General features: G+C 44.9%; 13 protein-coding genes. 3 read left to right on the forward strand and 10 right to left on the reverse strand.

Features of this window, described 5'->3' with window-relative positions:
• The first annotated feature begins 651 nt into the window (after nucleotides 1-651).
• A complete protein-coding gene (locus NBH06_RS11280) occupies nucleotides 652-1,860 on the forward strand; it encodes an AAA family ATPase (RefSeq protein ID WP_250794400.1) in 1,209 nt (402 codons plus the stop codon).
• 12 nt (nucleotides 1,861-1,872) lie between these two features.
• Nucleotides 1,873-2,451, forward strand: a complete 579-nt coding sequence (locus NBH06_RS11285) for an RloB family protein (RefSeq protein ID WP_250794403.1) — start codon at nucleotides 1,873-1,875, stop codon at nucleotides 2,449-2,451.
• Between the two features lie 211 nt (nucleotides 2,452-2,662).
• On the opposite strand, the gene NBH06_RS11290 is transcribed toward NBH06_RS11285, so the two are convergent.
• The 10 genes from NBH06_RS11290 to NBH06_RS11330 all read right to left on the reverse strand — a co-directional run bounded on the left by NBH06_RS11290 (nucleotide 2,663) and on the right by NBH06_RS11330 (nucleotide 12,053).
• Nucleotides 2,663-2,893, reverse strand: a complete 231-nt coding sequence (locus NBH06_RS11290; RefSeq protein WP_005801758.1) for a hypothetical protein — start codon at nucleotides 2,891-2,893, stop codon at nucleotides 2,663-2,665.
• A 13-nt stretch (nucleotides 2,894-2,906) separates the two neighbouring features.
• Nucleotides 2,907-3,488, reverse strand: coding sequence for a hypothetical protein (locus NBH06_RS11295; protein ID WP_250794405.1), 582 nt, complete (start codon nucleotides 3,486-3,488; stop codon nucleotides 2,907-2,909).
• Nucleotides 3,489-3,525: 37 nt separating this feature from the next.
• Nucleotides 3,526-4,458 (reverse strand): hypothetical protein, encoded by a 933-nt coding sequence (locus NBH06_RS11300; protein ID WP_250794407.1) that lies wholly within the window; start codon nucleotides 4,456-4,458, stop codon nucleotides 3,526-3,528.
• A gap of 68 nt (nucleotides 4,459-4,526) precedes the next feature.
• A complete protein-coding gene (locus NBH06_RS11305; RefSeq protein ID WP_250794409.1) occupies nucleotides 4,527-4,838 on the reverse strand; it encodes a DUF8466 domain-containing protein in 312 nt (103 codons plus the stop codon).
• Between the two features lie 12 nt (nucleotides 4,839-4,850).
• A complete protein-coding gene (locus NBH06_RS11310; RefSeq protein ID WP_250794411.1) occupies nucleotides 4,851-5,342 on the reverse strand; it encodes a hypothetical protein in 492 nt (163 codons plus the stop codon).
• Nucleotides 5,343-5,564: 222 nt separating this feature from the next.
• Nucleotides 5,565-8,567, reverse strand: a complete 3,003-nt coding sequence (locus NBH06_RS11315) for an N-6 DNA methylase (RefSeq protein WP_250794413.1) — start codon at nucleotides 8,565-8,567, stop codon at nucleotides 5,565-5,567.
• An 80-nt stretch (nucleotides 8,568-8,647) separates the two neighbouring features.
• The gene (locus tag NBH06_RS11320; protein WP_250794415.1) at nucleotides 8,648-9,589 is read right to left on the reverse strand and encodes a hypothetical protein; all 942 of its coding nucleotides are present in this window, start codon (nucleotides 9,587-9,589) and stop codon (nucleotides 8,648-8,650) included.
• 12 nt (nucleotides 9,590-9,601) lie between these two features.
• A complete protein-coding gene (locus tag NBH06_RS11325) occupies nucleotides 9,602-10,432 on the reverse strand; it encodes a DUF4121 family protein (protein WP_250794417.1) in 831 nt (276 codons plus the stop codon).
• A gap of 1,135 nt (nucleotides 10,433-11,567) precedes the next feature.
• Entirely contained in the window at nucleotides 11,568-11,651 is an 84-nt protein-coding gene (locus NBH06_RS13715; RefSeq protein WP_407934812.1) for an AraC family transcriptional regulator, read from the reverse strand.
• A 60-nt stretch (nucleotides 11,652-11,711) separates the two neighbouring features.
• On the reverse strand, nucleotides 11,712-12,053 hold the full coding sequence (locus tag NBH06_RS11330; RefSeq protein ID WP_195634625.1) for a hypothetical protein: 342 nt from the start codon (nucleotides 12,051-12,053) through the stop codon (nucleotides 11,712-11,714).
• Nucleotides 12,054-12,480: 427 nt separating this feature from the next.
• On the opposite strand from NBH06_RS11330, the gene NBH06_RS11335 reads away from it, so the two are divergent.
• Nucleotides 12,481-13,551, forward strand: a complete 1,071-nt coding sequence (locus tag NBH06_RS11335; RefSeq protein WP_250794419.1) for an alpha/beta hydrolase — start codon at nucleotides 12,481-12,483, stop codon at nucleotides 13,549-13,551.
• Nucleotides 13,552-13,561 lie beyond the last annotated feature (10 nt).

Raw genomic sequence — 13,561 nt, forward strand, 5'->3', positions numbered from 1 at the left:
TTGACAACGGAAAAATATCCGCGAAAGAAATTCCCGACCCTGACTCGGGCAAAATCCAGGCAGGCACTTAAAGTTTTTTAGGAATAAACTCATTTCGGATTTTATTATAAATAGTGTGTGTGTCAATTAGATATCGTCCTCGCAAATGTATGAACCATACCGGAGCGAGGACGGTTTTTTTTACATGCCACTTACCATCACTTGCCTGTTCTTTTAATTATTGCAACTAATTGATTATAAATAAATTATAATAACTTCACATTCTTTCCATAGACAAGGATAATTGTATTTTGCTGAATTTCAAAGTTTTCCAGTAAATAAGTTACAAGGAAGAGGTATTTTTTACCTCTTTTTTAGTGGTGTAGCATATTTATCAATGGCGTGTAATATTATGCAAATAGAATACGTATTTTCGGGTTGTCTTTAAATCTTTGTGAAGTGAGATAATATGAAGATTGACGTTGATTTGTATCGATTTTTTGTATTGATGGATGGACTGATATTTTGATTAAATGATTATATCTTCTGTGGTTATAATAAATTCGATAAAATAGATATTAGTTTTCAATATTTACATGAATGATGTAAATAATTAAATCTAATTTGTAGGTTTGGATATTTAGTTATATTTTTGTGAAAAACAGAGATTATATGATAGCAGAAATTAGATTTAAGAATATGTTCTCATTTAGAGACGAGGCTATATTAAGTTTTGAAGCTGATAGAAGTAAGGATATGGAATCATATCATGTCGTTGAATTGGGGGGTGATGTGAGGCTATTGAAAGTGGCTGTCATCTATGGAGCAAATGCTTCGGGTAAGAGTAATATTATTAAAGTTTGTGATTTCATCAAGTCATTCATTACTTATACTCCACTTAATAAGGCAGAACAAATTCAAATAGTCCCGTTTCTTCTGAATAAAACAAGTTCGAGGCAGTTATCTGAATATTCGATTTCGTTCTATTTGAAGAATGAGGAGAAAGCTGTTCGTTATGTCTATTCTGTAGCTTTAGACAGATGGCACGTAGCAAAGGAAAGTCTAATCTATTATCCAAGTCAACAGCCTGCTACTATATTTGAAAGAAATACTGAGAATAACGTATCTGTTATTAAATTTGGACAGAAAATCAAGATGTCGCAATCTGTCAAAGAGGAAATAACATTGAAGTGTTTGCATAATATGTCAGTTTTTGCTGCCTATATGCAGGTGAATACACATATTGTAGAACTAGAGACGGTTCTTCAGTATCTGGCCAATCAGGTTATGCCGGCTATTGTGCCTGCATCATCTTTAAGTCGTTATGCCGAAGAATCAATCAAGAATGAGTCTGCAAAAGATTATATTTTGAGGTATCTGCAGGAAGCAGATTTTAATATTTCAAATATTACTTCCAAAGAACAGGAAACGCATAAGGGTTTGATTAATTATACTATGTATCAGCATAAAGTTTCATCTGATGATGGTAGCAATGATTATTATGAGTTCCCGGAACTGTTTGAATCGGACGGTACTATCCGTACATTTGGCTTAGCTGCTCAAGTGCAAAAGATTCTTGAAAGAGATGCTTTTCTCGCAGTTGACGAGATTGAATCTTCTCTTCATCCGAAATTGATAGAATACATCATTGAACGTTTTCTAAAGGAATCAGAGCAAGCCCAGTTGTTGTTCACTACACATTATGATGGACTGTTAGGAGAGGAAGATTTGCTTAGAAAAGATAATGTTTGGTTTACTGAAAAGAATCCGGATGGATCAAGTATATTGTATCCTCTGACAGATTTTAAGGGATTGAATAGGATCAGTTCTCTCCAAAAGGCATATAAGTTCGGTAAATTCGGTGCAGTTCCTAATCTATAATCATGTACTTTTATGAGAAAATCGAGAAAAAATACAGCGACCAGACAGGTTATTCATATCGTCGGTGAGGGTTTGACTGAATTATTCTATTTCAGTCATTTGAAAAAAATACTTGGTTATAGATACTCTATTTCTCCTCGTTTATTTGAAAACAATAGTATTGAGAAAATAGAAAAGAAAATAAAGGAACTTTTGGATGAAGATGTCTTTGTAATATGTGTTTTTGATGCTGATGTTAGCAGGCGTTCTGATGCAGAGAATAAAAAAATGGTGTCGCTCAAAAAGAAATATGAAAATAATTCCAATGTGATTCTCTGTGATAGCTTACAGTCAATAGAATATTGGTTTTTACTACATTTTGAAGATACGTGTCGATATTTTCGAGATTCAACAGCAACAGAAAGAGCATTAAAGCAATATCTGCCAACATACGATAAAACTCGGAAATATCTTGAGAAGGATAAATGGGTCAAAGAAATGCTTGCAGACTCAAAAATGGATAAAGCATGTGAACTGGCTGAAAAATATAAAGGTAGAGATTCTTATAGCGAGATTTATAAGGCGATTAAAAAAGTTAGTGAATCGTTGTAATAAATATGAATTGATGAAAAAAAGATTTATATGTTGTTTTGGGAATCATAATTAGTGGAATTGCTATTGCATTTATCATTAATACGCTGTTGACATATGGTAATGTTATCAAAACAAATCTTTCAAATGACTCATGGTTAAATTTTGGGGGAAGTTATAATCCGAGAAGCTGGAGACTGCATTTTCCGCTTGATATTTCATAATGTTGTTTTTATTTAAGGTTATACATCCTTGCAAAATAGCTGTTCACTTCAGGGATCCTTTTCTTGTAATAGGGCTGGTTGTCCCTGCACCAGTCCGCCAGTTCCTGTTTGTTCCTGAAAGGTTCCCTCCAGCTTTGCCCGCTCATGATCATTTCCACCTGCGGGGCCAGTTCCCTGATGAACGCTCCGACAGTCCATCCTTCCCAGACGTATCTGTCCATATTGATTTTTGTTGCCATATTGTCTTTCGTTTCAAGAGTTTCCTTTTGTATTTTCAAGTTGAAGCCTTACTGCTTCGTACATTTGATTAAGCCAATCAATGTTGCTGGCTCCGAGTTCGAAAGGACTCTGACAGAAAACCTCTTCCATACTGTCCTTTATTGTTGTCAACACGGTAATGTGCTTGTCAGTAACCTCAATTCCTGTAACATAACACTCGTATGGTTCTGCATTATCGTCAAACCAGATGATCCATACAGGGTCTTCTTCGTTGTCGGTAAACGTGATTTTTTTCAGGCCGTGCGCATCGAGCAGTTGCCTGATGGCTTCGATTATGTCCTTTCTCAGTTCTTCAATCCTGTCGCTGAAACACATGGACGTGTATCTGACCTTGCCTTTGTCAACCCGTTCCCTGAAAGAAAGGATCTGCATGTCAGGGTGACTGCTGAATCTCCACTCTGTCACCTCGTCATCATCGCGGGTAGTGTGGATGTTTCCGCCCAATACCAGACCGCAGTCTTCCGTTACAATTCTTTCCGCCTCGTCGCGGTCTTCCGCCACGACCTTATAGGTACCCTCGAAGGTGTACCTTACTCTTACTTCGTACTTTTCCATAATGCTTATGATTTTAATTGTTATATAAATGAATTGTTTATGAAACGACAAGAGCTATCCTTTCACCGAAGAAGGAGTCGCATACCCCATACACTCGCTTGATGGAGCATTCATATTCTGACCACTCGCTGTCAAGCCGGAAGCGAAATCCGTGATAGTCCCTGACTCCCAGTTTCAGCCGGACATCCTTTTTAAGCTCCATCTCCAGGAGACTTCCGCCACCGTACATGGAGCTGAATATACCGCAGCAGTTACCTTTGGGGATAATGACTTCCCCGAGCGAGAATCCGGCTTCATAGAGTTCCGTCAGGCTTACCTTACCGATATAGGTCAGCAGGTTAGCACCGCAGCAGGAGTTGACGAGTTCCTGGTAGAATTGTTCGTAGGATACCTGTTCCTTGCCATCTCGGTATTTTTTGTCGGGGAAACGGCCATACACCGTGTAACCATTCTCCACCAAAACTTTCTTCACCTTGGCAGGATTGAGATTCAGGGCATCGACTATGTCCCCGAAATAGGACTCCTTGTACCGGTAGCCTTCCTGCGATTCCAGCCAGTTGGAATTGATGCAGTCGTAGTTGGAGAGCATCTCGACACGCACGGGAATGTCATCCGTGTTCTTAATCAGTTCCTTCAAGATGTCTGAATCGTTTCGGTTGTAGATTTCCTCCCTGATTTCTTCCTCATGTTCCTCGAAGAACTCTTCCACCTCCTCTTCTTCAAAGCCGTGGAAGCCGATGCATTCATCCTTCAGCTTTGAGAAGATTTCATGGACTGCTTCCCATTCCGCGTCATCGTACCACTCGTCCACTTTCTCCCACAGACTTTCACAACTCCTTTCTTCCAAACACTTCTGGATGGTGTCATAGCAGTTGTCGAAATTGTCGTTGTAACCCACCCACACCAGCGTGTAGGACTTGTCCATAAGCGATTTCACGAATTCCATGGTCAGTCTTTTCTGTTCTTCCATATTCCGTTACCTGTGTACGGCAGGATTCCGTTTCCCGTACATGTATTTATTTTTCTGTTGTTTCTCGTTCAGTTTATTTTTGTCTCTTTCCCGCTGTCTTTCGCTGCCAGGATACCGAAAGGCAGATCGAGTATCCTGTGGTTAAAACATAGCGTTGAATTGTAGTCCGTGCGTTGCCAGAGGGTAAAATGGTCTCCGGCGAACGACCATCTGAAATAGCCTGACAGTGAGCCGAACTGCGGATTGACATTCCTGCTTATGAGGAAGCGGTTCACGTCCACGATGTGTCCCGCCGTCAGTAGTATGTTCAGTATTTCCACGAATGCCAGCTGCGAGTATGGGTCGATAGGCATTACAGGTCCTTTGAAGTTGATTTCCATATCTTTTGTCTTTTAGTCATAATTGTCATCAAATATTTCGTAACGGAATGGAAGCATGTCGCAGTAGTAGCTTGATACGCCCGTGTATATCAGGGCATCTTCTCCCGTGTCCGCGTCTTCTTCCGTTTCCGTGACGGTATCCCCGTACAGGTCATGGTAGTGTGATACCATCATGTGCGGGTCATCCGTGGTGATGTCATATCCGTAACTTCTGCTCCAGCTTATGAAAAACTCCGTTTCTTCCTCTTCGAGCCTTTCAAGGGCATCCCTGATCTCGAAGAAGTTGGAACAGAGCCATTCACGGCTGATCAGTGTGTCCGGAATGTTTTCCCATTTCGGATACCGGTATTCCGGTTCCTTTTCTCCGGGAAACAGGTCGGAACAGGCACTCAGGAACTCGCCCATGTCGCTGTAGTCGGACAGGTGCAGCCAGTAGTCCCTGTAATCCTTTATGTCAATGAGATGCTGTGTGGTCACGGCAATCTCTGCATTGTTCAGATCCATATTACTTGTCTTTTATGTATGTGGATGCCGGGGATTCCATTCCACCGACCTCGACAAGGTGCCGTGTCCCGGCTGTGCAGGGTTTTTCGGGAAAATACCGCAGCTCCGCGAGGATGATTTTCCTGAAAACCGCCTGCGGCCTGACCTTGCTCAGCCGATGGGGACGCGGCTTACCTTTGTCGGTGGGAATGGAACTCCCGGTCTTCTTCATACGGTTCATATTTATTCTGTTATGCGCTGGCTTCCCCAGCTGATGTGTATTTTGCCTTCACTGTCCTGCGTGCGGATGAGCAGGCTGTCGATGACAGACATTGTGATGTCGAACTCCTCGAAGATTTCTGACTGTTCTTTGACCTCACCGGTCTTGATGAATTCGTTCAGACGCTCCTTGGTCAGTACCAGTGCCATCAGGTTCTGTTCGACCGAATCTTCGTAGGTGACATAGTGGACATCCTTCATTTCTTTGGAATCGAGACGGATGAAACGGAAGTAGAACTGTTCCATACGGGGGATGTTCCACTGCAGGGATTCCAGTATCACGTCGTTGCAGGTAGGTATGTTCACGGAGCTGCTCAGGCTCTGCTGTGTGCATATCAGGATGCCGTTGATGGTGGAGTCGAATTCGGTCACGATGCTCTGTCGTTTCTTAAAGGCTACATCTCCCTTGACCACAAATACAGGTCTGTCGGGAAAATGTTCCCGGATATAGCTCTCGTAGAGGTCGAAGGCCGCCAATGTGGTACATCCGATGGCAACCTTACCCGGTATTGTCCTTATGAGCCTTTCAATATAGCGGGTCTTGGAAGGATAACTGTCACCGTAGTATCCCTCTATCAGGTGAGGTACCGAACAGGCTTTGATAAGCAGTTTGATCTGCCTCATGAGTCTCAGTCCTGCATCCTTTTTCGTGTCTCCCGTGCTGTTGTAGTACAGCTCACAGATGCGGCAGAATTCCTCGATGATGACACGGTATACCTCGTGTTCTCCTTCCGAGGGACGGACGGTATGTGTCCGTATCTGGTATTTCTCTCCTGCGAAGTCCCTGAATTTACGGGTGATGACCGTCTTGCCGATAAGTTCGGAGAGTTCGTCCTTGTTGTACACGTCCTGGTTCTGTTTCTCGATGCCGAATACAGTGGCTTTCCCCGGACAGTGGCAGGCACGGAAAAGGACATGCCCCCTGAAGGCGGGGAACGGTGTTCCGTAATCCGGGTTGTTCTCTTCCTCTATCTCGTGGCCCCTGTTTTCGTGGTAGACCTGCGGGCTCCAGCATATCATGTTTACGGAGTTGTTGTAGAGTAGTTCGAACTGGCTGTACAGTTCCGCGATGTTGTTGCGGGTGGTTGTTCCCGTGTCGAGGATCTTGTACCTGAGCCTCCTGAATATGCACAGGATGTTTCTTGTACGCTGCGATGTGGGATTGGTGATTTCGTCCGACTCGTCGAAGACAAGGCACAGCTTGCCGGAAGTGCGTTTCACGAAACGCATTAGTCCTCTTTTCAGTTTCCGGAGCATGGAGGTGGAGACGACAAGGAATGTCCCTTCCGGTATGTTGTTGAGGTCGCCGGCGGTCTGTATTGTACGGAAGCGTTCCTTGTTTATGGTAAGGAACGGTATCCAGGTCATGTTGGTGGCGATGGCCGGGGCAAGTATGATGACGTTCTTTGCCTTTCTGAACTTGAGCAGGTATTTCGCCCTGTGATAGACGGCGGCAGTCTTGCCTGAACCCTGCTGCCAGTTCAGCAGGGCGTAGCGTTTCTGCAACACGAGGTTCAGGTCGTGTTTCTGCAAGTCCGTGAATTCGCAGACTTCACCGTCCTTGTTGATGAATGTGGTGCGGTCCAGGTATTCCTTCAGGCCGGCATCTTCCCGCATTTCCGCAAACTGGAGATTCTGGGTCTCGTATTGCCTCTGTTTGCGCCGTATCAGTTTACTGGCGGCACGGATCTGCCGCATGTTCTTTTCTGTGACGTTTTCCGGCATCGGGAGTTCGGCCCTTCCGAGTATGAGGTCGTTGATGCCTGCGGCCTTGTGCGTGACCTTGTCAAGCAGACGTGGGGCATATTGCTTCAGCTTGAAGCCGTAGGATGTCTTCACCAATGCCACTTCCTTGCGCTGCACCACGTTCTGCGAGGTGATGTACCTGCGGATGATGCCGAGAACCTTGCCGGTGGTCAACTTCTTGCGTTCCCATTCCTTTATCTGTTCCCGGGTGGCATTTTCCGGCGGTTTCTGGTTGCGGAATTTGGACACCAGCGCCTCCGCCTTTTCGACATGCCTGTTCAGCACGGCATGGGCTTTCAGCTCGTACATGTATTTGGCGAGCCTGTACTCGAACTGTTCCAGCTCTTCTTTGTCTATATGGTTGCACTCCCGCATCAGCTGGAGGCGCAGCCGGTGTTTCATTTTCCGCACTTCGGCTATGCGTTTCTTCAGCTCATCCATGCTGACAAACTCTTCCGCGTTGTACGGCTGCATTTCAATATGGAGGGAACGGCGGAGGAATACCATGATTTTTGTTGCGAAATTCTGCACGCCCACCGTAGAGAAAGCTGAATGTTCCAGCCTGGTCTGGCCGATGAAGGAGAAATTCGAGTTGATTTTCGCCACGCGTGTCTTTTCCCAGAACTCGTTCTGCATGAAGGAGAGAGGGACGATGACCATCAGGATTCCGGCAGGGTTGAGCACGTCATAGGCCTTGTCCATGTAGAATTCCTGCGACAGCCTGTAATCAAATTTCAGGTTGAAGGGCGGATTTCCGACAATGATGTCGAAACGCTGTTCGGGATTGTACAGCTGTATGTCGCATTTCTCGATATGAGCTTCCGGGTAGAGGTATCTGGCAACGGCCACCGCCTTGCCGTCAATGTCGAATCCGTAGGCATTGTGCAGGTTGGGCAGATGGTTGAAGAAGTTGCCCATGCCGCAGCACATGTCAAGTACCATTTCCGCCGATGTCGGAGAAAGGGTCTCCACCATGCTTCGGCATATGTCGTGCGGGGTGAAGAACTGTCCCATCTCGAATTCCTTCTTGGCCTCGGCGTATTCATGGTAGCTGGTGAAATCCGCCTGCCTGAGGTTGTGCAGTCCTCCGATTCCCGTGTAGCAGTTGTAGATGCTTTCCTTCGGAACGAGGTCCTTGCCGGAGTCTATGGCGAATAGGATTTTCTCGTTGATCTCGGCACGCCTGTCCTGAGGAATCTGTTGGGGTATGATGGCATACATGTCTTTTCTTTTTTAATGGTTGGAAACGAAGACACCCCGCAAGGATGTCTTACGGGGTGTCTGAATAAGTATTTCATGAATCACTCTTCTCTGAGTGTGATTTCATCCAGCCGCAGCCTTCTGTAGCAGTTCTCTGCGGCCTGACTGTCCTTGAAGCGTACGTCGATGCGTCCGTTCTTGTAGAACTTGATCTGTTCTGCGTTGCTCAGGGTGAGGTTGTACCATTCGGTTATATCCACATCGCGTCTGTCAAGGCCGATGACCATACCGCTTGAACCGTTTATCACGTCATCTGCTCCGTATGCGATACCTTCGCAGAAAATGTCCACTTTCCTTCCGCAGTCATACGAGAACTCATATTCCCGGTGGTATTCCAGATGGATGCTATCCCAGGATACGATGTCAGGGAAAGTTATCTTGTCCTTTTTCAGTTCGGGCTTCACCTTGCTCCAGCGGGAAGGCTGTACCGTTTTCAGGAAACGGGCCAGCAGTTCTTCCTCTGCGGTCTCACGGAAACTTTTTCCGCCGAGGTGTTCAATGACCATGTCCACGTAAGTCTGGTAGACCGGACGGAATCCCATGCGCATGGCCTTCTCGTCGATTACAGGAATGGGTACATCTACATTGTAGGTCCTGTTGAAATAGGAAATGATGCGATTCGCGAAATTCGCGTTGGCATTGCAGTTGTTGTCCGCAAGCTTGTTGATGAGGTCAAACGGTTTGAATTCGTTGTGGGTATAGTCATCCTCCCCGCTGTTGTTGAAATAGAAATTCCGTATGGAGACCTTACCGTTATCCTCATACTTGAAGCTCTTGATTTCCCGATACCGTTCCGCTTCTTCCTTGAAGATGTCATACCATCGGTCGATACGGTCAAGTGTCCTGTAGAGCTGGTCCTGCTGTAGCTGGCAATACTGCCGGTCCTGTTCTGTAATCTTGTCCTCGTTCCTTACTTGCACGTTCAGGATACCTGTAAGCAGGTCAGTGTGGCTGCCTGCTGTTCTTGTTGCTGTTGTCTGCATAACTGTATTGTTTTAGAGATTGTCAATTTCGGGTTTGATACGGTAACAGTAGGTGATGTGGCTGTCCATGTCCTTGACCAGCTTGACCTGTTCGGGATGGAAGTTGAGACGCCGTTCCATGGCCGGGGCATCTATCTTGTCCCATTCGTGCTGCGGCAGGAACCGGTTTTCATGTCGGAAACACCAGAGTACGATCTGGTTTTCCCAGTTGCCCTTGAACACAGTCCCTTCATAGTCCTTCAGGAACTGCCGGAAGTTCTCTTCGGTCCTGAAAGCCTTTTCGAAGCCCTGGTACAGGTTGCGTGCGTCCGGACCCGTGTCCTTTGTCAGATAATACTGTCTCCATGTTTCCGTGGTGAAATCGCCGTAGAGAGGGTCAGGTTCGGAATAGGACCATAACGCCACTCTTGCCGTGAATGTGACGGCACCGTTGGCACACGCTCCGCAGTTTCCCCAGTCCTTGAATGCACCTTCCGTCCATCTGACGAATTTCAATTGCTTGGGGTCAATATGGTGGAAGGCCCCTCCGCTGACGCTCAGCCGGATATTGGCGTCCTGCTCCCATACAAAGGGAATATAAGGTTCTTCACAGATGGAAATCCGACCGCTCTCTTCATCATTGTTTTCAATAAGGGCATTGCCGTAATATTTCCCGTATCTGTCCACATAGATGAGTCTGTCACCTATCTGTGGAGTCTTTTCCGAGCGTGTCCTTTCTATCAGTTCCACATAGCCGTTGGCCATATCCACGTCCTGCTGTGTCAGCCAGTGTTCATGATCGTACAGAATGTTCAGTGGTTTGAGTGTTTCCACCGTGTACTTGTTCTTTGTTGCCTGTAACATAACATTTGATTTTTTGTTAGTCCGGCTTCTGGGGCCGGAGTTCCCATAACTACAGGCCTAAAAAGGTCGTGTTCCGTACATGCAAGGCTTCGGGAAAAAATACCGCAAGCCCTCCGGGGCGAGGATGATTTTTTCCACGAACCCGAAGGGCTTGGCCTTGCTTGTACGGGAAGAACACGAATTACCTTTGCCTGTGGTTATGGGGACTCGGCTACGGTATGCTCGTTTTTCCCGATATGTTTTTATTCCGTAAGATTGCAGCCGTTTATATGGCCTTTTCAGAAAGAAATGTTATCTTTGCAAGTGAGATAAAGAGTTATTTGAAAGCATGAGAAATATGGCGGTTCGGAACAGTCCGGCTTTTTCTTATCCATTGCCCGTTCTCGTGCGAGTTTTATCCAATCTGTTGATAGTCAAATAAAACCTACCTGATTACAACAAATATACAAATTTGAAAGCGAATCACAACCGCAACTCTCTCCGGGTCTTGACCACCGGAGCTGTATTTAATGTGTCAAAGATACAAATTTGAAAGCGAATCACAACCTGATATTCGCCAGGTACTACCACAGCCTTGCTGTATTTAATGTGTCAAAGATACAAATTTGAAAGCGAATCACAACCGGCAGCATTGCAATGTATGGAAACAAGGAGCTGTATTTAATGTGTCAAAGATACAAATTTGAAAGCGAATCACAACATTCATGTTTTTCTCTTTGCATAGGAAATTGCTGTATTTAATGTGTCAAAGATACAAATTTGAAAGCGAATCACAACACATGAACGAACCTGTAAAAAATTCAACAAGCTGTATTTAATGTGTCAAAGATACAAACTTGAAAGCGAATCACAACGGGCAGCGTGTTCGGCAACTTCGGGGTGATGCTGTATTTAATATGTCAAAGATACAAACTTAAAAGCGAATCACAACATGAACATCTGCTTATTCTTCAGTAGGTTGTTTAATATGTCAAAGGTACAAATTTGAAAGTGAATCACAACGATGAGGTGCAAACTTTGGCTAAATACTACGTCGTCAAGGCAAATGTTTGTGTATCGAATGGGGTTAAATTAATGCTAACTGCTTTGTTCCCAAATTGATACAATAGGGAATGTTAATATGCAGTTTCCATGCCTATATCTGATATTCATTCGGTGTCACACCTATCGCTTTCTTGAATATCCGTGTAAAATGCTGGGAATATTGAAAATCAAGAATGACGGATTAAACATTGGTACAAGATAGGAGGAAATTTTGATGCGAGCAAGTTGTGGAAGATTAATGTTTTTCCCGACGAGGATGTTCTTCGTGATTGAATTGCCTTTCTTCTCTGACAATCTCTTGGCTGACCAATTTGGAATCGACAAAAGTAAAAGCCGTCGTGACGATGAACCAACTTCCCCGATATAAATCTTCTTTATAAAACAATGTTTCCCTTTTGTGCTTATCGTAAGTATAAGCCATTTCTTTGTTAAACGGTTTACCAAACTTTTGGATAAACTCATTTTGGCTCATACCTAATTCGACTTGTGTGTCTGAGAATTTACTTACTAATTGGGACGTATAGCAACTACTCAGGAAACATAGGCATAGCAACGGAACTAATATCTTGAATTTCATATTGCATTTATTGATTTGGTTTGCGAAGATAAGGAAAATCACGGAGCGGTACAATAGCTGTAAATGCTGTTTAAGAATTACTAAATGAATATGAATTGCTTGTTTTGGATGTAGACAATGGCTTTCTGCTTGGAAAGAATTTCATAATCGATAAGTCCGTCAGCCGTATTTAATATGCCAGAGCTGCAAATTTGAAAGCGAATCACAACTTTTTCTGCCCACGGGATTGGCGGCCGATCGCTGTATTTAATATGTCAAAGGTACGGATTTGAAATTAAATCATAATTAATTTAGTTGGATTTTAAACTGTTAATTTCTTATGTGTTGAGAATACCCCGGATAAATACTATTGAATTATAGAGTCGGTAGATGTGTTTTGTGTGGAAAAGCGTATCTTTGATAGCTCAATCAAAGGGATAATGAATGTATGAGATCGTTGGGTATTTGTCGTACGACTTTTTATGTGTCTAAAATGGTCATGTGTGCCGTACTTGTCGTATTTTCATTGAGAGGCAGAGCGCAGAGCAGTGTGATGATGGAGAAGGAGACTTGTGCGTTTCTTCAATCTTTGCCTGCGGGTTTACAAAAGACACAGGCCGATGCCGTGCGCCGCGCCATAAACGGGGATTGTACCGCTTTGATATCTGTGCGTAATTCGCGTAATACGAAACCTGAATCGAAAAGTGAGGTAGTGACAAAGGATATCGGAGGGTGTTATCGTTTGTATCGCCCTGCCGGATTCGATACTATTCCGTTGCCTGTGTTGATTTACTTACATGGGGGTGGCTGGTGTTTCGGGAGTATCAATAGTTGCGCTCATTTTTGTGCGGAGTTATCGTATCGGGCAAAGATTGCTGTGTTGGCCGTGGAATATCCCTTAGCACCCGAACATGCTTATCCTGCCGCCCTCAATGCTTGTACCGAGGCCGTCGCATTCGCTTTCGAGCATGCCGGGGAGTATGGCTTTCTTCCTGATCGGATATCTATCGGCGGAGATAGTTCGGGCGGGAATCTTGCTCTTGCTACGGCTCTTAACCTAATTCTTGCAAAGGATTCTCACTCTTGCCGCATGGACAGTGGAACGATGTGCTCTTCACTTTGTTCGCTCGTGTTGTTTTATCCGGTGACAAAAGCTTGGGCAGACGGTTCGTCTTCGTGGAAAAACTATGCCGAGGGATATGGTCTCGATGCCCAATTGATGGAGGCTTTCAATGCCGCATACATCGGTACAGGAGATGCTCGCCAGCCTCTTGTCTCGCCGGGCGTAGCCGATGACGAGCTACTGAAACAGCTACCGCCGACGCTTATCGTCAATGCCGAGCGGGATATTCTTTTATGTCAGGGGAAGGAATTGGCGGCCAGACTTTCCGGGCTCGGCGTTGCCGTGAGCCATACGGTTTTGCCTCATACGGTGCATCTCTTTATCTCTGTGCCGGGACAGCCTACGGCATTCGGGGAGTCTGTTCGTTTAGCCGCCGACTTTCTCACGTTAGAGTAGGGGAATCATT

This window comes from Barnesiella sp. B2-R-119 (assembly GCF_023656675.1).
Taxonomy (GTDB): domain Bacteria; phylum Bacteroidota; class Bacteroidia; order Bacteroidales; family Barnesiellaceae; genus Barnesiella; species Barnesiella intestinihominis.

Coding starts and splice junctions, on each gene's coding strand:
- NBH06_RS11280 (WP_250794400.1), top strand. CDS start 652: ATGATAGCAGAAATTAGATTTAAGAATATGTTCTCATTTAGAGACGAG.
- NBH06_RS11285 (WP_250794403.1), top strand. CDS start 1,873: ATGAGAAAATCGAGAAAAAATACAGCGACCAGACAGGTTATTCATATC.
- NBH06_RS11290 (WP_005801758.1), bottom strand. CDS start 2,893: ATGGCAACAAAAATCAATATGGACAGATACGTCTGGGAAGGATGGACT.
- NBH06_RS11295 (WP_250794405.1), bottom strand. CDS start 3,488: ATGGAAAAGTACGAAGTAAGAGTAAGGTACACCTTCGAGGGTACCTAT.
- NBH06_RS11300 (WP_250794407.1), bottom strand. CDS start 4,458: ATGGAAGAACAGAAAAGACTGACCATGGAATTCGTGAAATCGCTTATG.
- NBH06_RS11305 (WP_250794409.1), bottom strand. CDS start 4,838: ATGGAAATCAACTTCAAAGGACCTGTAATGCCTATCGACCCATACTCG.
- NBH06_RS11310 (WP_250794411.1), bottom strand. CDS start 5,342: ATGGATCTGAACAATGCAGAGATTGCCGTGACCACACAGCATCTCATT.
- NBH06_RS11315 (WP_250794413.1), bottom strand. CDS start 8,567: ATGTATGCCATCATACCCCAACAGATTCCTCAGGACAGGCGTGCCGAG.
- NBH06_RS11320 (WP_250794415.1), bottom strand. CDS start 9,589: ATGCAGACAACAGCAACAAGAACAGCAGGCAGCCACACTGACCTGCTT.
- NBH06_RS11325 (WP_250794417.1), bottom strand. CDS start 10,432: ATGTTACAGGCAACAAAGAACAAGTACACGGTGGAAACACTCAAACCA.
- NBH06_RS11330 (WP_195634625.1), bottom strand. CDS start 12,053: ATGAAATTCAAGATATTAGTTCCGTTGCTATGCCTATGTTTCCTGAGT.
- NBH06_RS11335 (WP_250794419.1), top strand. CDS start 12,481: ATGAGATCGTTGGGTATTTGTCGTACGACTTTTTATGTGTCTAAAATG.